At 69.7% G+C, this 20,016-nt stretch carries 19 protein-coding genes; 10 read left to right on the top strand and 9 right to left on the bottom strand.

Going from position 1 to position 20,016, the window contains the following annotated elements; all coding sequences use genetic code 11:
• The 5 genes from dnaJ to ABN273_RS31035 all read right to left on the bottom strand — a co-directional run bounded on the left by dnaJ (nucleotide 1) and on the right by ABN273_RS31035 (nucleotide 8,241).
• Nucleotides 1–1,176, bottom strand: coding sequence for a molecular chaperone DnaJ (gene dnaJ / locus ABN273_RS31055; RefSeq protein ID WP_349452608.1), 1,176 nt, complete (start codon nucleotides 1,174–1,176; stop codon nucleotides 1–3).
• 21 nt (nucleotides 1,177–1,197) lie between these two features.
• Entirely contained in the window at nucleotides 1,198–1,797 is a 600-nt protein-coding gene (gene grpE / locus ABN273_RS31050) for a nucleotide exchange factor GrpE (protein ID WP_349452607.1), read from the bottom strand.
• Nucleotides 1,797–3,665: a molecular chaperone DnaK gene (gene dnaK, locus ABN273_RS31045; RefSeq protein WP_349452606.1), complete on the bottom strand. Its 1,869-nt coding sequence runs from the start codon at nucleotides 3,663–3,665 to the stop codon at nucleotides 1,797–1,799. Before dnaK ends, grpE begins: the two co-directional genes overlap by 1 nt.
• A 207-nt stretch (nucleotides 3,666–3,872) precedes the next feature.
• Entirely contained in the window at nucleotides 3,873–7,682 is a 3,810-nt protein-coding gene (locus ABN273_RS31040) for a LamG-like jellyroll fold domain-containing protein (RefSeq protein WP_349452605.1), read from the bottom strand.
• Nucleotides 7,683–7,797: 115 nt separating this feature from the next.
• A complete protein-coding gene (locus ABN273_RS31035; protein ID WP_349452604.1) occupies nucleotides 7,798–8,241 on the bottom strand; it encodes a hypothetical protein in 444 nt (147 codons plus the stop codon).
• Between the two features lie 68 nt (nucleotides 8,242–8,309).
• On the opposite strand from ABN273_RS31035, the gene ABN273_RS31030 reads away from it, so the two are divergent.
• Genes ABN273_RS31030 through ABN273_RS31020 form a run of 3 tightly spaced genes read left to right on the top strand, consistent with a single transcriptional unit; the run spans nucleotide 8,310 to nucleotide 10,876 of the window.
• Entirely contained in the window at nucleotides 8,310–9,191 is an 882-nt protein-coding gene (locus tag ABN273_RS31030; protein WP_349452603.1) for a proline dehydrogenase family protein, read from the top strand.
• Nucleotides 9,192–9,200: 9 nt separating this feature from the next.
• Entirely contained in the window at nucleotides 9,201–9,995 is a 795-nt protein-coding gene (proC, locus tag ABN273_RS31025) for a pyrroline-5-carboxylate reductase (RefSeq protein WP_349452602.1), read from the top strand.
• Between the two features lie 47 nt (nucleotides 9,996–10,042).
• Nucleotides 10,043–10,876, top strand: coding sequence for an ABC transporter permease (locus tag ABN273_RS31020; RefSeq protein ID WP_502911157.1), 834 nt, complete (start codon nucleotides 10,043–10,045; stop codon nucleotides 10,874–10,876).
• Nucleotides 10,877–10,878: 2 nt separating this feature from the next.
• On the opposite strand, the gene ABN273_RS31015 is transcribed toward ABN273_RS31020, so the two are convergent.
• From ABN273_RS31015 to ABN273_RS31000, 4 genes are all read right to left on the bottom strand, one after another.
• Entirely contained in the window at nucleotides 10,879–11,619 is a 741-nt protein-coding gene (locus ABN273_RS31015; RefSeq protein WP_349452601.1) for an ABC transporter permease, read from the bottom strand.
• Nucleotides 11,616–12,506, bottom strand: coding sequence for an ABC transporter ATP-binding protein (locus ABN273_RS31010; protein ID WP_349452600.1), 891 nt, complete (start codon nucleotides 12,504–12,506; stop codon nucleotides 11,616–11,618). Before ABN273_RS31010 ends, ABN273_RS31015 begins: the two co-directional genes overlap by 4 nt.
• 80 nt (nucleotides 12,507–12,586) lie before the next feature.
• On the bottom strand, nucleotides 12,587–13,240 hold the full coding sequence (locus ABN273_RS31005; RefSeq protein ID WP_349452599.1) for a response regulator: 654 nt from the start codon (nucleotides 13,238–13,240) through the stop codon (nucleotides 12,587–12,589).
• A complete protein-coding gene (locus tag ABN273_RS31000; protein WP_349452598.1) occupies nucleotides 13,237–14,358 on the bottom strand; it encodes a sensor histidine kinase in 1,122 nt (373 codons plus the stop codon). The genes ABN273_RS31005 and ABN273_RS31000 overlap by 4 nt, the downstream gene beginning before the upstream one ends.
• 104 nt (nucleotides 14,359–14,462) lie before the next feature.
• Here ABN273_RS31000 and ABN273_RS30995 point away from each other — a divergent pair, with 104 nt between their 5' ends.
• The 7 genes from ABN273_RS30995 to ABN273_RS30965 all read left to right on the top strand — a co-directional run bounded on the left by ABN273_RS30995 (nucleotide 14,463) and on the right by ABN273_RS30965 (nucleotide 19,981).
• Nucleotides 14,463–15,626: an acetoin utilization protein AcuC gene (locus ABN273_RS30995; protein ID WP_349452597.1), complete on the top strand. Its 1,164-nt coding sequence runs from the start codon at nucleotides 14,463–14,465 to the stop codon at nucleotides 15,624–15,626.
• A 13-nt stretch (nucleotides 15,627–15,639) separates the two neighbouring features.
• Nucleotides 15,640–16,422, top strand: coding sequence for a phosphatase (locus tag ABN273_RS30990; protein WP_349452596.1), 783 nt, complete (start codon nucleotides 15,640–15,642; stop codon nucleotides 16,420–16,422).
• Nucleotides 16,423–16,734: 312 nt separating this feature from the next.
• Nucleotides 16,735–16,938, top strand: a complete 204-nt coding sequence (locus ABN273_RS30985; RefSeq protein WP_043629748.1) for a helix-turn-helix domain-containing protein — start codon at nucleotides 16,735–16,737, stop codon at nucleotides 16,936–16,938.
• Nucleotides 16,939–17,112: 174 nt separating this feature from the next.
• Nucleotides 17,113–17,211, top strand: a complete 99-nt coding sequence (locus ABN273_RS30980) for a 30S ribosomal protein bS22 (RefSeq protein WP_018654693.1) — start codon at nucleotides 17,113–17,115, stop codon at nucleotides 17,209–17,211.
• A 22-nt stretch (nucleotides 17,212–17,233) separates the two neighbouring features.
• Nucleotides 17,234–18,229, top strand: coding sequence for an NAD-dependent epimerase/dehydratase family protein (locus tag ABN273_RS30975; protein ID WP_349452595.1), 996 nt, complete (start codon nucleotides 17,234–17,236; stop codon nucleotides 18,227–18,229).
• Nucleotides 18,226–19,122, top strand: coding sequence for a lysophospholipid acyltransferase family protein (locus ABN273_RS30970; RefSeq protein ID WP_502911156.1), 897 nt, complete (start codon nucleotides 18,226–18,228; stop codon nucleotides 19,120–19,122). The genes ABN273_RS30975 and ABN273_RS30970 overlap by 4 nt, the downstream gene beginning before the upstream one ends.
• A gap of 64 nt (nucleotides 19,123–19,186) precedes the next feature.
• Nucleotides 19,187–19,981, top strand: a complete 795-nt coding sequence (locus tag ABN273_RS30965) for an SDR family NAD(P)-dependent oxidoreductase (RefSeq protein ID WP_349452594.1) — start codon at nucleotides 19,187–19,189, stop codon at nucleotides 19,979–19,981.
• The last annotated feature ends 35 nt before the right edge of the window (nucleotides 19,982–20,016 follow it).

Here is a 20,016-nt window from a genome sequence, read left to right as displayed (position 1 = left end):
CTACTCGCTTCTGGCTCGCTGTATTAGCTCAGCGCGCGGGTCCTCACCCGCGGTCGCCGTGTTGAACTCGCTGAGGAGCTCCCGTGACTTGTCGTCGAGCGTCTTCGGCACCACGACCTCGACGGTGGCGAGCAGGTCGCCCTTGGTGCCGTCTTTGCGGGTGGCGCCCCTGCCGCGCACGCGGAACGTGCGCCCGTTGGGCGTGCCCGCGGGGATGCGCAGCGTGACCGGCATGCCCTTGAGGATCGGCACCTTGATCTCAGCGCCGAGCGCGGCCTCCGTGAACGTCACCGGAACGGTGATCGTCAGGTTGTCGCCCGACCTGCCGAAGACGGCGTGTGGTTTGACGTGCGTCAGGATGTAGAGGTCTCCCGCGGGGCCGCCGTTCTCACCCGGCGCCCCCTTGGCCTTGAGCTTGACCCGCTGGCCGTCGGCCACGCCGGCGGGGATGCGGGCCTGGATGGTACGGGTGCTCTTGGCCCGGCCGCTGCCCTCGCACACGGGGCAGGGGTCGTCCACGATCAGCCCGCGGCCCTTGCAGTCGCGGCAGGGCTCGGAGAAGGCGAAATTACCCAGGTTTCGGCTGGCTGCGCCGGTGCCGTCGCAGGTGGGGCAGACCCTGGGGGTCGTGCCCGCCCTGGCGCCGGTGCCGGTGCACGCGGCGCAGGCGGCAGAGCTGGTCAGCCTGAGCGACACCGTGGTGCCCTCAGCCGCTTCGGTGAACGTCAGCGTGACCTCGGACTCGATGTCCTGGCCGCGCCTCGGCCTGGACGTGGTGGTGGTGCGGCCGGCGCCGCCCCCACGGTTGAACAGCCCGCCGAACAGGTCGCCGAGCCGCTCGCCCGCACCGCCGCCCGTGCTCTGCCCGGTGCCGCCGAACAGGTCACCGAAGTCGAACGAGAAACCGCCACCACCGGGGCGCTGGCCGCCCACCCCGGACCCGAACAACGTGCGCGCCTCGTCGTACTCCTTGCGGCGCTTGGTGTCGGACAGGACGTCGTACGCCTCGGAGACCTCCTTGAACTTGGCCTCCTTGGACGGGTCGCCCTGGTTGCTGTCGGGGTGGTACTGCCTGGCCAGCTTCCGATATGCCTTCTTGATCTCTTCGGCGGTGGCGGTCTTGGGCACACCAAGGACGGCGTAGTAGTCCTTCTCCAGGTAGTCCTTGGTGCTCATCTACGGCCCTTCGTCCTCGTGTCAGTTTTCGTCGTCGTCATTGGACGCGGGAGTGGCGTCCCCGGGCTCCGCGACGGCCACCCGCGCCGGACGCAGCACCCTGTCACCCAACCGGTATCCAGGCTGCAGCACCTCGATCGCGGTCGGCTCGGTCACGTCCGGCGAGTAGCTGTGCATCAGCGCCTCGTGGACGGTCGGGTCGAACGGCTCGCCCTTCTGTCCGAAGGAGCTGAGGCCCAGCTTGGTGAGCGCCGACTCCAGCGACTCCGCCACCTTCGCGAAGCCCCCGGTCAGCTCGCCGTGGTCGCGGGCCCTGCCGATGTCGTCGAGCACGGGCAGCAGCTCTGTCAGTGTCCCGGCGACGGCCTGCTCGCGAACCGCGACGCGGTCGCGCTCGACCCGCTTGCGATAGTTCACGTATTCGGCCTGGAGCCGCTGCAGGTCTGCGGTCCGCTCGGCGAGCTGGGCCGCCAGCTCGCCGTCGGGGCCGGCCGCCGCCGCAGGCGGCTGCTCGGCCACCTGGTCGGCGACGGCGGCATCCCTGACCTGCCCCGTCTCCGGGTCGATCTTGCGGTTGTCGCGGATCACCGGCTGCTCTTGCCCGTTTTCACGCGGCGGCATCACTTGTCCTTCTTCGGCTCGTCGTCGACGATCTCGGCCTCGACCACGTCCTCGTCGGCCTTCTGGCCGTCACCGGCGGCGGCGTCCTGCGGAGCGCCCTGGTCACCGGCCTGCTGGCCCTGGCTCGCGGCGTAGATCGCCGAACCCATCTTCTGGCTGACGGTGGCGAGCTTCTCCGCCGAGGTGCGGATGACGTCGGTGTCGGTGCCCTCCAGAGCCTTCTTCAGCTCGGACAGGGCGTCGTTGACCTCGGTCTTGATCTCGCCGGGGACCTTGTCGTCGTTCTCGCGGAGGAACTTCTCCGTCTGGTAGGCCAGACCGTCCGCGTTGTTGCGGACCTCGGCCTCCTCGCGGCGCTTCTTGTCCTCCTCGGCGTACGACTCGGCCTCGCGCATCATGCGCTCGATGTCGTCCTTCGGCAGCGCGGAGCCGCCGGTGATCGTCATCGTCTGCTCCTTGCCCGTGCCCAGGTCCTTGGCGGAGACGTTGACGATGCCGTTGGCGTCGATGTCGAAGGTGACCTCGATCTGCGGGATGCCGCGCGGAGCCGGCGCGATGCCGGTCAGCTCGAAGGTCGCCAGCTTCTTGTTGTACGAGGCGATCTCGCGCTCGCCCTGGAAGACCTGGATCTGCACCGACGGCTGGTTGTCCTCGGCCGTGGTGAAGACCTCGGAGCGCTTGGTCGGGATCGTCGTGTTGCGCTCGATGATCTTGGTGAAGATGCCGCCCTTGGTCTCGATGCCCAGCGACAGCGGGGTCACGTCGAGCAGCAGGACGTCCTTGACCTCACCCTTGAGCACACCGGCCTGCAGGGCGGCGCCGATGGCGACGACCTCGTCCGGGTTGACGCCCTTGTTGGGCTCCTTGCCGCCGGTCAGCTCGCGGACGAGCTCGGTCACGGCGGGCATACGGGTCGAGCCGCCGACGAGCACCACGTGGGCGATGTCGGAGACCTTGATGCCGGCGTCCTTGATGACCTGGTGGAACGGGCCCTTCGTCCGCTCGAGCAGGTCGGCCGTCAGCCGCTGGAACTCGGAGCGGGTCAGCTTCTCGTCGAGGTGCAGCGGGCCCTCGGACGAGGCCGTGATGTAGGGCAGGTTGATGTTGGTCTCGGACTGGCTGGACAGCTCGATCTTGGCCTTCTCGGCCGCCTCGCGCAGGCGCTGGAGCGCCATCTTGTCCTTGGACAGGTCGACGCCGTGCGCGTTCTGGAAGCGCTTGACGAGCTCGTCGACGATGCGCTGGTCCCAGTCGTCACCACCGAGGTGGTTGTCACCGGAGGTGGCCTTGACCTCGACGAAGCCGTGGCCGTCCTCCTGGCCGACGTCGAGCAGCGACACGTCGAAGGTGCCGCCACCGAGGTCGAAGACCAGGATGGTCTGGTCCTGCTCCTTGTCGAGCCCGTAGGCGAGGGCCGCCGCGGTCGGCTCGTTGATGATGCGGAGCACGTTGAGACCCGCCACCGTGCCGGCCTCCTTGGTGGCCTGGCGCTGGGCGTCGTTGAAGTAGGCCGGGACCGTGACCACCGCGTCGGTGATCTTCTCGCCGAGGTAGGCCTCCGCGTCCTGCTTGAGCTTCTGCAGGACGAAGGCGCTGATCTGCTGGGGCGAGAACTTCTTGCCGTCGATCTCCTGGGACCAGTTGGTGCCCATCTCCCGCTTGACTGAGCGGATCGTGCGGTCCACATTGGTGACGGCCTGCCGCTTGGCCACCTCACCGACGAGAACCTCGCCGTTCTTCGCGAAGGCGACCACGGACGGCGTGGTCCGCGAGCCCTGCGCGTTGGCGATGACGGTGGGCTCACCGCCCTCGAGGATCGAGACGACGGAGTTGGTCGTCCCCAGGTCGATACCTACCGCACGTGCCATGAGTACGTCCTTGTAGTCAAAGTTGAGTCTGCTGGACTCAAGCTACGAATGCCAGTCGGCTTTGTCAAACGACTTGAGCCTACTCGACTCAACCCTCGTGAGCGCGCAGGCATTCCCTCTAACGGAGGCGACTCCCAGGAAGGTTCCTGGCGCAGAGCGGACCCCGGCACGGTGGGCACGCGCCGGGGTCCACGTGGGTGATGGCCGTCAACTGACGGGCGCGTTCATGTCGTTCTGGATCTCGGCGGCAGTGAGTGCGCGGTTGTAGACGCGGACGTCGTCGATGAGGCCGTTGAAGTACTCGCCCCAGAGGCTGCTGCCGCCGATGCGCAGGGGTTGGGTGTCGCCGCGGATGCTGCCGGTGACGGCTTTGGAGGCGACTTGGGTGCCGTTGGTGTAGAGGCGCAGGGTGGTGCCGTCGTAGGTGGCCGTCACGTGGGTCCACGTGTTCAACGGGAGACTCGCGGTGCCAAGGAGGCCCTGGTCGCTACTCGTGACGATTTCGGTGTAAGGGCGGTTGTCGTCGGCGTTGGCCCACAGGGCGTAGGCGATGCCGCTGGCGTGCTGTTTGATCAGGGCAGTGCGGTAGCCGGTGCCCGTGGCGGGGTTGAGCCAGGCTTCGAGGGTCATGCCGGTGGTCAGGCGCAGTGTCGTCGAGTCGGGGATGTTGACGTAGGCGTCGGTGCCGTTGAAGGAGAGCGCCTTGCCGTACTTGCCGGAGTTGCTCCAGGTCGCATTGGACAGGGTGCCGGTGTTCGACTTGCCGGAGGAGTCGGCGACGGTGGCGCCGGTGCCCTCGTTCATCCCGTACGCCGCCACGAGACCCGTGTTCGGCGGCGGCGCGGTGACGGCGGCCGTGGCCTCGTTCGAGGCCGGGCCCGACAGGTTGGCCGCGTCGAAGGCGATCACCTTGTAGTGGTACGTGCCCGCGGGCACGCCCGAGTCCGTGAACGAGGTGCCGGTCGTCGAGCCGACCTGGTTGGCTCCCGACGGGGTGAAGCCCGCCGTGGTGGCGCGGTGGACGTTGTAGCCGACGACGCCCACGTTGTCGGTCGAGGCCGTCCAGGAGAGCTGGGCGCTGCCCTGGCCGCCGGTCGCGGTGAGCGAGCCCGGCGCCGTCGGCGGCTGCGTGTCGGGCGGGCCGGCCGGGCCGACCGGGGTGTTCATGTCGTTCTGGATCTCGGCGGCGGTGAGTGCGCGGTTGTAGACGCGGACGTCGTCGATGAGGCCGTTGAAGTACTCGCCCCAGAGGCTGCTGCCGCCGATGCGCAGGGGTTGGGCGTCGGCGCGGATGCTGCCGGTGACGGCTTTGGAGGCGACTTGGGTGCCGTTGGTGTAGAGGCGCAGGGTGGTGCCGTCGTAGGTGGCCGTCAGGTGGGTCCAGGTGTTGACCGGCAGGCTCGCCGTGCCAAGGAGGCCCTGGTCGGTGCCGGTGACGATCTCGGTGTAAGGGCGGTTGTTGTCGGCGTTGGCCCACAGGGCGTAGGCGATGCCGCTGGCGTGCTGCTTGATCAGGGCGGTGCGGTAGCCGGTGCCCGTGGCGGGGTTGAGCCACGCCTCCAGGGTCATGCCGGTGGTCAGGCGGAGGGTGCTGGAGTCAGGAACGTTGACGTAGGCGTCGGTGCCGTTGAACGACAGCGCCTTGCCGTACTTGCCGGAGTTGCTCCAGGTCGGGCCGGACAGGGTGCCGGTGTTCGACTTGCCCGAAGCGTCGCCGACCGTGATGCCGGCGCCCTCGTTCATGCCGTACCCGGCCACCAGGCCCGTATCGGCCGGTGTCTGCGTGAAGGCCGCCGTGTACGTGGTCGCCGTCGCGGGCGCCGCGACGTTGTGACTGGCCGCGCCCCCGTCCGACCAGGAGCCGAACGAGTAGCTCTGGCCCGACGAGGTCTGCGGCGACGGGGCCGAGATCGAGTTCCCCGACCCGGCGATGACCGTACGCGTGAACGGCGTGGTCGTCTGCTCGCTGTTGAACCCCACCTGCAGGCCCGGCGGCGAGGACTGGAACGTCAGGTTCACCGTGCGCGGCTGCAGCACCACGCTCTTGGTGTCCGTCAGGCCCTGGGCGTCCGTCACCGTCAGGCGGAGCTCCAGATGTGACGGGTAGTCGTGGTCAGGCGCCTGGAAGGAGCCGCTCGCGCCCGTGAACGTGGTGATCTCGTGCTCGTGGCACGTGCTCGGGCAGTGCTGCAGGATCAGGGTCCACTTCATGCGCGTGCCCGGGACCGTGCCGTCCTGGGCGTCCGTGCCCGTGCCGGAGAAGTTGATCGTCTGGCCCACGGCCCAGGTCGTCGCGGCGGTGGGGGAGTTGATCGTGGCGGTGGGCGGGGTGTTGTTCACGTTGACCGTGACCGAGGCGTCGCCCTGGCCGCCCCGGCCGTCGCCGACCCGCAGCCGCACGACGTACGAGCCGCCCTGCGCGTAGGTGAACGACGGGGTGGCCGAGGTGGAGTCGTCCAGCTCACCGTCGCCGTCGAGGTCCCAGGCGTACGTGAGGGGGTCGCGGTCGGCGTCCGTGGACGAGGCGCCGGAGAACGTCACGGCCAGCGGCGCGTTGCCGGACGTGGCGCTCGGGTTGATCACGGCCGTGGGCGGGGTGTTGTCGTAGATGTAGCGGACGATCGTGCCGTGCTCGTAGTCCACCGCGAACAGGTCGCCGCCCGGGCCGATCTCCAGCTCCACCGCGGGCATGCCGGAGTCGAAGTTCTGGATGGTAGCCGGGTCGGGCAGGCCGTTCGCGCCCTTGGTCATCACCCACACGCACTGGCGGCTGAAGTCGGAGAAGAACAGCGCGCCGTCGTACGCGTCCGGGTACGCGCCGCCGTTGTAGAACGCCACACCGCTGGACGACGAGCCGCCCGACGGGCACGGGTCGTTCGGGGCGGGGCGGGAGTTGTGGTTCCAGGCGTAGTACGGCTGGGCGTGCGCCGAGGCGCCCTGCGCGTAGAGGTTCTCGCACAGGGTGAGGTTGAGGTTGTCGTAGCCGCCCTGCCTGCCGGTGCCCTCGTAGCAGGGCCAGCCGAAGTTCGACACGCCCGAGGTCGGGGCGGCGACCCTGTTGATCTCCTCGAACGTGTTCCAGCCGACCTCGCCGAGCCAGATCTCCTGCGTGCCCGGCCTGTTGGTGATGCGGAACGGGTTGCGCAGGCCGTTCGCGACGATCCTGGCGGCGTTGGGGTCGGTGCTGCCGGCGTTCGGGTTGCCGGCGGCGGCCGCCCCCGTGTCCGGATTTATCCGGATCAAGGTTCCGTCGAGGCCGGCCGGGTCTGCGCTGGTCCGCACGTCCTGCGAGCGCAGCGCGCCGCCCTCCGCGCCGGGCGGCGTCAGCGCGGTGCCGACCTGTGCCGGCGGGTCGCCGCACGGGTTGTCGGGGGTCACGTCGGAGCTGGTCAGGTTGTCCTGGCCGTAGTCGGCGAAGTTGAAGCTGGCGCCGTCGCCGCCGGTGGCGTACAGCATGCCGTCGGGGCCGAACTGCAGGTCGCCGACGGAGTGGCTGGGGTGCTGCTGGCACCAGTCGGTGATCAGCGGGGTCTCGGCGCCGGTCGGGGAGATCACCGACAGGCGCCCGGTGATGAGGCAGCCGTCGCCGGTCGCGCCGGGCGGCGTGGGGCAGGGGTCGTCGGTGCCTCCCGCCGTGCCCCAGCGCGGCGCCGTCCCGCCGGGCACGGCGTCGTGGGCGTACAGGACGTAGATGCGCGGGTCGGCGGGGAAGTTCGGGTGCAGGGCCAGCCCGAGCAGGCCGCGGTCCCAGAAGTTGTGCACCTTGGTGCGCAGGTCCGCGTACGTCGACGGCGTCGTGTCCGTGAGCGAGTCGAAGACCTTGATCAGCCCGCTCTTCTCCGCCACGAACACGCGCCCGTCCGAGGCGAACTCGATGTTCGCCGGATGGTTCAGCCCGCTTAACACGGTCTGTTTCTGGAACGCCGCGGGCAGGGCCTGGGCGCTCGGGCCGGCCAGGGCCACCAGGCCGGCGCAGATGAGCAGGATCGAGGACAAGGCGCGGCTCAGCCGTCTCAACGGAACCCCCAGTGATGCGCAGCGTCACCCTCGACGCCCCCGCGCCCTCGGTGCCTGATCGATGTATCGCGCCAAATCGATCAGTTGTCACCAGGGGTGTCCGTTGTTGGACACGCTATTTTGCGCCGTCCACGATCTTCCGCTTGCCGAGCGGGTTCTTGAGCTTGACCGTCGTGGTCTTCTCGATCGCGATCATGATGCACGACACGTTCCTGGCCTTGGGCGAGGTGCCCTCGTACAGGGTGATCGTGACGCGCTTGGCCGTCTCCTTGACCTTCACCCGGTCGAGGACCGTGCACGGGGCGACGCCCGACCACCAGGTGAGCTGGATCTTCCTGCCCTTGGACACCGGCTTGGCCTTGGTCCAGCGGACCTTGTGGACGTTGATGGCGTCGCCGGTCGGTTTGGTCGGCTCGGGCCCCTTCGTGGGAGAGGTGGTGACCGGGTTCGCCACGACGGGTGGCTGTTGCGGGACCGTGGAGCCGGCCCGCTCGGCGGTCGGGGCCGCACCACAGCTCGTCGCGAGCACGAGACATCCGGCCAGGGCAGTCGCTGTCATTGCACGCATACCTATTCGACGGATGGAGCGGGTCCCCGGTTCATCTGTCGGAAGTTAGTGTGGTTCGCGTGCTCCGTCAGGCTCTGCTCGGGATCTCCAAGAGCGAACGCGCCGAGCGCGTCATCTCCACCTCGCGGCTGACCGCCGACGTGGTCAGGCGCTATGTCGCGGACGACGTCGCCGCCGTGATCGGGGAGCTGACCCGCAAGGGGCTGCTCGTCACCGTAGACCATCTCGGCGAGGAGGTGACGGAGCAGGCGCAGGCCGAGGCGGCGGTCACCGAATACCTGCGGCTGCTCGGGCTGCTGCCCGCGGGCGCCGACGTGTCGGTCAAGCTCACCGCGCTCGGGCTGCGGCTGTCGGAGGGGCTCGCGCTCGACCACGCCGCCGCGATCTGCCGGGCCGCCGCGGCCAGGGACGTCACGGTGACGCTCGACGCCGAGGAGCACGACACGATCCCCGGGCTGCACTCCGTGCACGCCGCCCTGCGCAGGCGGCATCCCGACGTGGGCGTGGTGGTGCAGGCGTACCTGCCGGACGCGCTGGAGCGCTGTGAGAGCCTCGGCGGGGCCCGCGTGCGCCTGTGCAAGGGCGCGTACACCGCGCCTGGGGCCTACACCAGGCCGGCCGACATCGACCGCTCGTTCGTACGGTGCCTGAGGGTCCTGATGGCGGGCACCGCGTACCCCATGGTCGCCACCCACGACCCCAGGATGGTGCGCATCGCCTCCACGCTGGCCGTGCTCGAGGGCCGCGACGCGACCGGATACGAGCACCAGATGCTGTACGGCGTGCGCCCCGACGAGCAGCTCCGCCTGGCGGGCCAGGGCGCGAGGATGCGCGTCTACGTCCCCTACGGCTCCGACTGGTACGCCTACCTCATGCGCCGCCTGGCCGAGCGCCCCCGTAACCTGGCCTTCTTCCTCAGGTCACTGGTGTCGCGACGATAGGCTGCTGGCGTGATTGCGATTCTGGGCACGGGAAAGATGGGCGAGGCCCTGCTGTCCGGGCTGCTGCGCGCCGGGCTCAAGCCGGGCGACATCATGGTGACCACCCGCAGGGCCGAGCGGGCGCAGGCGCTGCGCGAGACGTACGGCGTGCGCACCGTCTCCAACTCCGAGGCCGCCAAGGCCGCCGACACGCTCATCCTGGCCGTCAAGCCGCAGGACATGGCCACGCTGCTGGCCGAGATCGCCCCCTACGTGCCCGCGGACCGCCTGGTGATCACGGCCGCGGCCGGCATCACGACGGCGTTCGTGGAGCAGCGGCTCGGCGTGGACGTGCCCGTGGTGCGGGTGATGTCCAACACGCCGATCAGGTTCGACGAGGCGATGAGCGTGATCTCGGCGGGCGCGCACGCGGGCGAGGAGCACCTCGAGCTCACCGAGGGTCTGCTCAGCCCGGTCGGCAAGGTGCTGCGCATCCCCGAGTCCCAGCAGGACGCCGCCACCGCGCTCTCCGGCAGCGGCCCGGCCTACTTCTTCTACCTGGTCGAGGCCATGGTCGACGCGGGCATCCTGCTCGGCATGCCGCGCGCCGCCGCGCTCGACATGGTCATCCAGTCCATCGTCGGGGCCGCCGTGATGCTGCGCGACTCCGGCGAGCACCCGGTGATCCTGCGCGAGGCCGTCACCTCGCCGGGCGGCACGACGATCGCCGCCATCGCCGAGCTGGAGCGGCACAGCGTGCGTGCCGCGTTCCTGGCCGCCATCGAGGCCGCCCGCGACCGGGGGCGCCAGCTCGCCTCCGGCTGAGGTCGGGCGAGACCGTACGCGTCGGCAGGGTCGAGGCGTTCGTCACGGTGATCGGCACCGACCAGAACCTCGTCAACATCTTCGACCGTCCCCTGGGCAAGGGGCGCCCGCTGAGCGAGACCGACGTGGACACCCGGCGCAGGGTGGCGGTGCTGGGATCGCAGGTGGCCGACCGGCTGTTCGGCGACCTGGACCCGATCGGGCGGCAGGTGACGGTGGCCGGGGCCAGGTTCCGGGTGGTGGGCGTGTACGCCGAGGTCGGGCAGACGTTCGGGCTCTCGCGCGACCAGGAGATCCACATCCCGGTGACGACGGCTCAGCGGCTGCTCGGAATCGAGCGGATCAACGGGCTCGCGGTTGGCGCGTCCGGGCCCGACGAGATCGACCCGCTCTCGGAGAGGGTGACGGCGGCGCTGCGGGCGCGCTATCCGGGCGAGCAGTTCTCGGCGGTCACGCAGACCGCGCTGCTCGGCACGATCGGCAGCGTGCTCGGCATGCTCACCGGCGTGCTGGCCGCCATCGCGGGCATCTCGCTGCTGGTCGGCGGCGTCGGCGTGTCGAACATCATGCTGGTCAGCGTGCGCGAGCGCACCCGTGAGATCGGGCTGCGCGAGGCGCTGGGGGCCAGGCAGCGCGACATCCTGGCCCAGTTCCTCATCGAGGCGGTGCTGCTGACCACGATCGGCGGGCTCGTCGGGATCGCGCTCGGGGTGGGCGGTGCGGTGGCCGTCGAGGCGTTCACGGAGGTGCCCGCGTCGATCACGTGGTGGTCGATCGTGCTGGCGTTCGGGGTGTCGGCGGCGGTCGGGGTGTTCTTCGGTGTGGCCCCGGCGCGGAGGGCGGGCAGACTGGACCCCGTCATCGCCCTCCGCGCCGAGTGACCTCAGGCGTCCCGCTTCTGCATCAGCACGGCGCCCGCGATCATGGCGATGGCGACCCAGGCGAGGTAGACGCCGAACCCGCTCCACGGATCGAGCGAGTTGTCCCCTCTGTCCATCACGATCAGCGAGCCCGCGTTGGTGGTGAAGTAGTCGGACACGGTCTTGCCCCACTGCCCGGGCAGCGCGGTGGTCAGCTGGGGCAGCACCAGCATCAGCGCGATGGCCGAGACGATCGCGCCCGGCGTGTGCCGGACGAGCGTGCCGAGCCCGAGCCCGAACAGGCCGCACGCGGTCAGGTACAGGCCGCCCCCGGCCACCGCCTGCACCACCGCGCCCGTCTCGAGCGACGGCGGCTGCGTGATCACCAGGCTGACGAGGAGCGAGGCGGCGGACGCGACCGTGCAGACGATCAGGGACACCGCCGTGAACACCGTGATCTTGCCGGTCAGCAGGTTCATGCGCTTGGGCACGGCCATCAGCGACGTGCGGATGCCGCCCGTGCGGTACTCGCTGGAGATCACCAGGACGCCCAGCGTGGCCATGGACAACGCGGCGAACATGGTGCCGATCAGGCCCATCGCGATCGCGTTGTCGGCGGGGACGGGCCCGTCGGCCGAGCCCTTGGCGGAGGCGCTGATGAGCGTGGCGATGCCGAGCATCAGCAGCGCGGTGACGCCCAGCGTCCACATGGTGGAGCGGACAGAGCGGATCTTGGTCCATTCGGACCTCAGGATGTCGATCATGACGAGAACTCCAGGCTGTCCTTGGTCAGCTCCATGTAGGCCGCTTCGAGCGACGGCTGCACGAACGTCAGCTCCTCCAGCGGGATCCCGGCGCGAGCGGTGAGCGTGCCGATCTCGAGCGTGCTCAGCGCGGTGACACGCAGGTGGTCGGGGTGCAGCTCGCCCACCTTGACCAGCTCCGCCACCTCGGCCAGCCGGGGCGAGCGCACCCGTACGTACCCTTGCGAGCTGCGCCCGATGAACTCCTGCACGCTCGTGTCGGCGATGAGCCGTCCCTTGCCGATCACGATCAGGTGGTCGGCGGTCTGCGCCATCTCGCTCATCAGGTGGCTGGAGACGAACACCGTCCGGCCCTCCGCGGCCAGCTTGCGCATGAGCGTGCGGATCCACAGGATGCCGTCGGGGTCGAGCCCGTTGACGGGCTCGTCGAAGATCAGGATCCCGGGGTCTCCCAGCAGCGCGGCGGCGATGCCGAGCCGCTGCGACATGCCCAGCGAGAAGCCGCCGACCCGCCGCTTGCGCACCTCGCGCAGGCCCACGGTCTCCAGCACCTCGCCCACGCGGCTCGCGGGGATGCCGTTGCTCTGCGCGATGGCCAGCAGGTGGTTGTACGCGCTGCGCCCGCCGTGCACGGCCTTGGCGTCCAGCAGCGCGCCGACCTTGCGCAGGGGATGCCGCAACTCCGCGTACGGCCGGCCGTCCACCAGAACGGAGCCGCCGGACGGCCGGTCGAGGCCGAGGATCATGCGCATGGTCGTGGATTTGCCGGCTCCGTTCGGGCCCAGGAAGCCGGTCACCTGACCGGGCTCGACGTCGAACGACAGGTCTGACACGGCGGGGGTGGCGCCGTAGCGTTTGCTCAGGTTCGTTGCGCGGATCGCGGTCATGAGCTCAGCGTGCCGCCGGCCGCGCCCGGTTTCTTCCTGCCCGGGGACCGTTTCCCGGGAGGCGATCTAGGAGCCTGGTCCTACTCTCCTGGGCGGATCAGCCCCGCCTCGTAGGCCACGATCACCGCCTGCGCCCGGTCCCTGGCGCCGATCTTGGCGAACAGGTTGGTCACGTGGTTCTTGACGGTCGAGGGGGAGACGGACAGCTCCGCGGCGATCTCGGTGTTCGACCGGCCGCGGGCGATGAGCACGAGGATCTCCCGCTCGCGCCCGGTCAGCCCGGCCAGCTCGGCGGGCACGGAGCTTGTGCGGGAGTCCCGTACGAACGTGCCGATCAGCCGGCTCAGCAGGCGCGGCGCGACGGCGGACTCGCCCCGGTGCACCACGCGCACGCCCTCGATCAGCTCCTCGGGGGAGACGTCCTTGGGCAGGAACCCGCCGGCGCCCGCCCTGAGCGCCGCGACCACGTTCTCGTCCAGGTCGAACGTGCTCAGCGCGAGCACCCGCACCTCCGGCAGCTCCGCGGTGATCAGCTCGGTCGCCCGCACCCCGTCGAGGCCCGGCATGTGCAGGTCCATCAGCACCACGTCGGGCCGCAGGCGCCTGCTCAGCTCCACCGCCTCCACGCCGTCCCCGGCCTCGCCGACCACCCGGAGGTCCGGCTGCGCGTCGAGCATCAGCTTGAATCCCTTGCGGACCAGCTCGTGATCGTCCGCCAGCAACACCTTGATCACGTCGCCGCCAAGGGGATGCGGGCGTGCACGCGGAAACCGCCTTCTGGGCGCGGGCCGGTCGAGAGCTGGCCGCCGCATAACGCCACCCGTTCGGCCATGCCGCCCAGCCCGAACCCCGGCGCGCCGCCCCCTGCCGCCAGCCCGTCGTCCACCACCTCGACCTCCACGGCCGAGGGCTCGTACGTCAGCCGCACGCTCGCCCTGGCACTGACCGCGTGCTTACGGGTGTTCGTGAGCGCCTCCTGCACGATCCGGTAGACGGCGTGGTCCACGGCAGCGGGCAGCTCGACGGGCTCTCCCGTCACGGTCAGGCTGGCCGGCAGCCCCGCCGACTTCGCCTCTTTGATCAGCGTGGGTAGCCGGTCCGCGCCCACCCCCGTCGCGGCGTCGGGTCCCTCGCTGCCGTCGGCCCTGAGCACGTCGAGCAGGCGGCGCATCTCGGACATGGCCTGGCGGGCGGTCTGCTCGGCGCTCTCCAGCGCGTCCCTGGTGACCTCCTGCCCGGGCGGCAGCGTGGCGCGCGCGCCGCCGACCAGGGCGTTGATGACGGTGATGTGGTGGGCGACCACGTCGTGCAGCTCCCTGGCGATGCGCCGCCGCTCGGCGCGCACGGCGGCGTCGGCGATCTCGCGCCTGCCGCGCTCGGCCAGTTCGGCCCTGAGCCGCACGATCAGGCCGATGCCCACGGGCACGCCGACGAGGAACACCGCCGCTACCCAATTGTTGGTGTCCGGCCTGCTCAGCTGCAGTGTCACCGCGTACGCCACGCACGCCGCGCTCGTCGTGATCGCGGTCGTGCGCCCCGCCGTGTAGCGGCCCACGCTGTACAACGCGATGGCCGCGGGCACATTGGCGGTCGCCGCCAGCCCCGTCGGGATGCTCGCGGCGTCGATCGCGGCCACCAGTCCGATGGTCAAGATGGGCCGCCGACGGCGCATGAGCAGGGCCGCCATGCCTGCCAGGTAGGGCACCGAGCTCAGGGCCGCCGACGTGTCGCCCACCACGATCATGACCGGTACCGCGAACAAGGCGGGGAGGGAGAGCACGATCACAAACGTCGTGTCGAAGACCCTGGGGCGTCTGAAGAAGCGCACGGTCTTGAGGAAGGTTCGCCGCACGCTCAAGACACTAAGCCACGAAATTTGCGGATCACCGCCTACAACGACGCGTGTGCGCTGCGGTAACGTCGGCGCCAAGGCGAGGGCACGTGGAGGGGTTGGGGATGAGTCGGTCGGCACGGGTGATCTGGGACGACGCTCTCACCTCCTACAACTTCGGTCCGAGCCATCCGCTCGCCCCCGTGCGGGTGGAGCTGACCATGGCACTCGCCCGCGCGCTCGGCGTGCTCGACAAGGTCGAGATGGCCGGCTGCGTGCCCGCGAGCGACGCCGAGCTGTCCATGGTCCACGACCCGGGCTACATCGAGGCCGTCAAACGCGTCTCCGTCTCCGGGGCGCCCGACCTCGCCTGCGGGCTCGGCACGCCGGACAACCCCGCGTTCAAGGGCGTGCACGAGGCCTCCGCGCTGATCGCCGGAGCGTCGCTGGCCGCCGCCCGCTCGGTCTGGGAGGGCACGGCCGAGCACGCGGTCAATGTCGCCGGCGGCCTGCACCACGCGATGTCCGCCACGGCCAGCGGGTTCTGCGTCTACAACGATCCCGCGCTGGCCATCGCGTGGCTGCTGAGGCAGGGGGCGGGCCGCATCGCGTACGTGGACGTGGACGTCCACCACGGCGACGGCGTGCAGGCGGCCTTCTTCGACGACCCCAGGGTCCTGACGATCAGCCTGCACGAGAGCCCGCGCACGCTCTTCCCCGGCACCGGGTTTCCCGAGGAGACCGGCGCGGAGGGCACGGCCGTCAACGTCGCGCTCCCGGCGGAGACCGGCGACGCCGGGTGGCTGCGGGCCTTCCACGCGGTCGTGCCGCCGCTGCTGCACGAGTTCAGGCCGGAGATCCTGGTCACCCAGCACGGTTGTGACAGCCACGCGCTCGACCCGCTGGCCAACCTGATGCTCAGCGTCGACGGCCAGCGGGCCGCGTACGCCGCCCTGCACCGCCTGGCCCACGAGACGGCCGGCGGCCGGTGGATCGCGACCGGCGGCGGGGGCTACGAGCTGGTGCAGGTGGTGCCGCGGGCGTGGACCCATCTCATCGCCGAGCTGGCGGGCCATCCGGTCGATCCGGACACCCCCACGAGCCAGAGCTGGCGCCAGTTCGTCAGGGAACGTACGGGCGAGACGCCGCCGCTGACGATGACAGATGGTCGCAATCCGGAATTTCGCGACCTATCTGGTGGTTATGACCCAGCGGACCCCATTGACCGTGCGATCATGGCGACCCGACATGCGGTCTTCCCCCTGCACGGCCTCGATCCAATGCCCTAACGAGGAAGAAGCTGTGCTGAGCCGCGACGAACTCCGAGAGCATCTTGTCCACACGCGAATAGCCGGCGACGTCGCGACTCCACGAGAGAACAATCTCGACCACTACAGCTCGCTCGCCAACGGCGACCCGTACTACAGGCTGGGCCTGACCTTCGACCAGCCGTGGTCGTACCGCGACATCCTGGCGCTGATGGCCAAGTCGGCGGGCGTGGTGCCCGATCCCGACCACCGCTGGGGCCAGGACACCATCGACCCCGACCTGACGATCGACGCGCTCGACGACATGGCCGAGTCCATCGCCGCCGTCCTGTCGCGGGAGAGCCCGCGCGTCCTGTTCGCCACCGGCCACCCGACCGGGCTGCTCGCCGTGCACCTGCCGCTGGCGCGCCTGTGCGCCGAGCGCGGGGCCGAACTGCTCACGCCGGGCGAGGGATGGACCTATTCCGGATCGAATTTCGGACGCCGGCGCAAGATCCGTTATCTCCAGGACATCGCAATGCTCGACGACCGGGGCGCATTCGTGCACACCCACGACGCGGTCCCCATGCGCCACATGATCGAGCAGCTCGGTGGGGAGCTTCCCGACCTCGTGATCGCCGACCACGGCTGGGCGGGAGCGGCGGGAGAGGCGGGTGCGCACACCGTGGCGTTCGCCGACTGCAACGACCCCGGTCTGTTCCTCGGCGAGGCCGAGGGCAAGATTGACGTGGTCGTGCCGCTTGATGACAATGTGCTACCACGCTTTTACGCTCCGCTGACGGAGCGGCTCGTCACTCAGGTCTCACGAGCCCTTTGAGTCGAATTCGGCCCTCCCGATACCGTCTTTTCGCGCCTGCATTCCAAGGGGCTCGCTGTCCCTTTGCCAACTTTTGATGGCGCTCCGGCGACTCTTATGTGTGGCAACTTGGACAGTTCCAACGTCCAAGTGAGGTGCTCGGCCCGGCTGCTGGCCAGCGATTTCGCTGGTTCGGCTGACAGGTGGCTCCGGCAACTGAGAAACTAGGGGGTTTGCGCACCCGGAGTCCCGACTTACGCTGACGGCAGTACACGTGCGTGAGCAATGGCACCAGTGGGGATAACCCGGAAACACGTGCGGAAGAGGCGTCCGATGGCTGCAGGCGAAAGACCTCTCAGCGAGGTGAAGTTCCTGACCGTGGCGGAAGTGGCGACGGTCATGAGGGTGTCCAAGATGACGGTGTACCGGCTCGTCCACTCCGGCGAGTTGCCGGCCATCCGTGTCGGCCGCTCGTTCAGGGTGCCTGAGCAGGCGGTACACGACTATCTACGGGAGGCCTACATCGAGGCAGGTTGAAGTAGCGACGTGACCAGTCATGTCGTGAATGCTGTCGAGGGGGGCCCGGCCGTCAAAACGACGCGACCGGGCTCTCACCCCCCGGTGGGGCGATCTACCGTCCATCGCCGGTAGTCTGTGAGCCGGTGTGCGCTCGCACTCCGTCAAGACTTGCTACCAGCACCTGGGGGTCCCGTGGGCTCTGTGATCAAGAAGCGCCGCAAGCGGATGGCTAAGAAGAAGCACCGCAAGCTGCTGAAGAAGACGCGCATCCAGCGGCGTAACAAGAAGTAACGTACGCAGCTGCGAGGCGCTGATGACCCACACCGTGCTTGTCACCGGGGTCTCGCGCCACATAGGCGCCCGGGTGGCGAGCGTTCTGTCTTCCGACCCGGACATCAGCCGCGTCATTGGAGTTGACACCGTGCCGCCCCCCTCGCTGACGCGGGACGGTGGCATCTCTCTCGGCCGGACTGAGTTCGTCCGGGTGGATCTGCGCAGCCCTGACATCGCTCAGGTGATCGCGGCTGCGGACATCGACACCGTTGTGCACATGAGCCTGGTCAGTGCTCCTTCGCGGAGCAGTGGCAGGGCCGCGATGAAAGAGCACAACGTCATCGGCACCATGCAGCTGCTTGGTGCCTGCCAGCGGTCGGCGACCGTGCGGCGCGTGGTGGTGCGCTCCACCACCGCCGTCTACGGCTCGTCGCCCCGGGATCCCGCGGTGTTCACCGAGGACCTGGAGCCGCAGGACGGCCCGACCCACGGCTACGCCAAGGACGCGGCCGAGGTCGAGGGCTATGTGCGGGGCTTCGCGCGGCGCCGCCCCGACGTGACTGTGTCGATGCTGCGTTTCGTCAACTTCATGGGGCCCGGCGTCGACTCACCGCTGACGCGTTACTTCACCCAACCGGTGCTGCCGACCGTGTTCGGCTTCGACCCCCGGCTGCAGTTCGTCCATGAGGACGACGCGGTCGAGGTGCTGCGCCGGATGGCGACCGAAGACCACCCCGGCACGTTCAACGTGGCCGGGGCAGGCGTGCTGCTGCTGTCGCAGTGCGCCAGGCGGGCGGGGCGGCTGTCGCTGCCGCTGTTCTCACCCGCCTTCAAGGTGCTGGGCAACACCGCACGCAGGATCGGGCTGGTCGAATACTCGCCCGAGCAGGTCAGGCTGCTGTGCCATGGCCGCGCGGTCGACACCTCCGCGCTGGAGGCTGCGCTCGGCTGGAAGCCCAAGTTCACGACAGGGGCGGCGTTCGACGACTTCCTGCGATCGCGCGGCCTCCACTCGTTCGGAGGTGTGCGGAGTTGAGCGTTGCGCATGAGGACGCCCGCGTGATCCCGATCAGCGCGGCGCCGTCCTACGAGGAGCCCGACCGGGTGGCCAGCATGCTGGCCTTCCTTCGCCGGCGTGTCGAGGGCGACTACGAGGTCGACGAGTTCGGCTATGACGCCGAGCTGACCGACAAGGTGATCCTCGAGCTGATCAGGCCGCTCTACAACGACTGGTTCAGGGTCGAGACGGTCGGGCTGAAGAACATCTCCGACGAGGGCGGGGCGCTGGTCGTCGCCAACCACTCGGGCACGCTGCCGCTCGACGCGCTGATGCTGCAGGTGGCCATGCACGACGAGGCCGGCAGGCCGCTGCGGCTGCTCGGCGCCGACCTGGTCTACCAGCTCCCGGTGCTCAGCCACCTGGCCAGAAAGACCGGCCACACGCTGGCCTGCCGCGAGGACGCCGACCGGCTGCTGCGCAAGGGCGAGCTGGTCGGGGTGTTCCCCGAGGGCTTCAAGGGCGTGGGCAAGCCGTTCTCCGACCGCTACAAGCTGCAGCGGTTCGGCCGCGGCGGCTTCGTGGCCTCGGCGATCCGCGCCGGGGTGCCGATCGTGCCCATCGCGATCGTGGGGGCGGAGGAGATCTATCCCAAGATCGGCGATCTGAAGTCCCTGGCCAGGCTGCTCGGGCTGCCCTACCTGCCGATCACGCCGTTCTTCCCGCTGCTGGGGCCGCTCGGGCTGGTGCCGCTGCCGTCCAAGTGGATGATCGAGTTCGGCGAGCCGATCCGCACCGACGAGTACGAACCGTCGGCGGCCGACGACCCCATGCTGGTGTTCAACCTCACCGACCACGTACGCGAGGTCATCCAGCAGATGCTGAACGAGCTGCGGCTGCGCAGAGGACACGCCTTCCCGCCCCTCCTGTGAAACCGGCGCGGGGCCTTCGGTGTTCAAAGGGCGATTCGCTTGCCGAACACCGAAAGGAATCCCCATGGATCTTCAGCTCTCCGGCCGCGTCGCCGTCGTCACCGGCGCGTCCAAGGGCATCGGACTCGCCGTCGCGCGCACCCTGGCCGAGGAGGGCGCGCACGTCGTGGCCGTCTCGCGGACCCGTACGGACGAATGGCCCGACAAGGTCGTGCACGCCGCCGCCGACCTGATGGACCCCGAGGCGCCCGCGCGGGTCGTGGCCCGGGCCGTGGCGGAGTTCGGCGGGGTGGACATCCTGGTCAACAACGCCGGCGGCCCGCCGCCCGGGGTGACGCTGCCGCGGGTGGGTTTCATGACTCCCGGCGACGGCGACTGGCGCGCGATGTTCGAGTTCAACCTCTTCTCCGCCGTACGCATGATCCGTGCCGCCGTGCCCCTCATGCTCGAGCGGGGCGGCGGCTCGATCGTCAACGTCTCCTCCACCATGGGCAGGCAGCCCGGCGCCATGAACGTCGACTACGGGGCCGCGAAGGCGGCCCTGAGCCATGTCGGCAAGGCCGTCTCCGAGGAGTACGGCTCCCAGGGCGTCAGGGTCAACACGGTGACGCCCGGCGCGGTGCTCACCGACTGGTGGACCAAGGAGGGCGGCGCGGCCGAGGTCATGGCGGGCATGGTCGGCTCCGACAAGGAGAGCGTGATCTCCGAGGTCGCCCCTGCCATGATGAAGCTCGCCACCGGGCGGCTCATCCACCCGCAGGAGATCGCCGACGCGGTCGCCCTGCTCGTGTCGCCCCGCTCGGGCAGCACGACCGGCGCCGAGTTCGTGATCGACGGAGGCCAGCTCAAGGAGCTCTGACGCCTCCCGCGTGAACCCTGACGGCGGGTTGCGGC

The organism is Nonomuraea sp. B19D2 (genome assembly GCF_040137845.1).
GTDB lineage: Bacteria > Actinomycetota > Actinomycetes > Streptosporangiales > Streptosporangiaceae > Nonomuraea.
This window is presented reverse-complemented; position numbering and strand designations above follow the sequence as displayed.

Excerpts from the sequence above, each read along its gene's own strand:
- ABN273_RS30985 (WP_043629748.1), top strand. The coding sequence starts at position 16,735 with ATGGCTGCAGGCGAAAGACCTCTCAGCGAGGTGAAGTTCCTGACCGTG.
- grpE (WP_349452607.1), bottom strand. The coding sequence starts at position 1,797 with ATGCCGCCGCGTGAAAACGGGCAAGAGCAGCCGGTGATCCGCGACAAC.
- ABN273_RS31015 (WP_349452601.1), bottom strand. The coding sequence starts at position 11,619 with ATGATCGACATCCTGAGGTCCGAATGGACCAAGATCCGCTCTGTCCGC.
- ABN273_RS30995 (WP_349452597.1), top strand. The coding sequence starts at position 14,463 with ATGAGTCGGTCGGCACGGGTGATCTGGGACGACGCTCTCACCTCCTAC.
- ABN273_RS31010 (WP_349452600.1), bottom strand. The coding sequence starts at position 12,506 with ATGACCGCGATCCGCGCAACGAACCTGAGCAAACGCTACGGCGCCACC.
- ABN273_RS30965 (WP_349452594.1), top strand. The coding sequence starts at position 19,187 with ATGGATCTTCAGCTCTCCGGCCGCGTCGCCGTCGTCACCGGCGCGTCC.
- dnaK (WP_349452606.1), bottom strand. The coding sequence starts at position 3,665 with ATGGCACGTGCGGTAGGTATCGACCTGGGGACGACCAACTCCGTCGTC.
- dnaJ (WP_349452608.1), bottom strand. The coding sequence starts at position 1,176 with ATGAGCACCAAGGACTACCTGGAGAAGGACTACTACGCCGTCCTTGGT.
- ABN273_RS31035 (WP_349452604.1), bottom strand. The coding sequence starts at position 8,241 with ATGACAGCGACTGCCCTGGCCGGATGTCTCGTGCTCGCGACGAGCTGT.
- ABN273_RS30975 (WP_349452595.1), top strand. The coding sequence starts at position 17,234 with ATGACCCACACCGTGCTTGTCACCGGGGTCTCGCGCCACATAGGCGCC.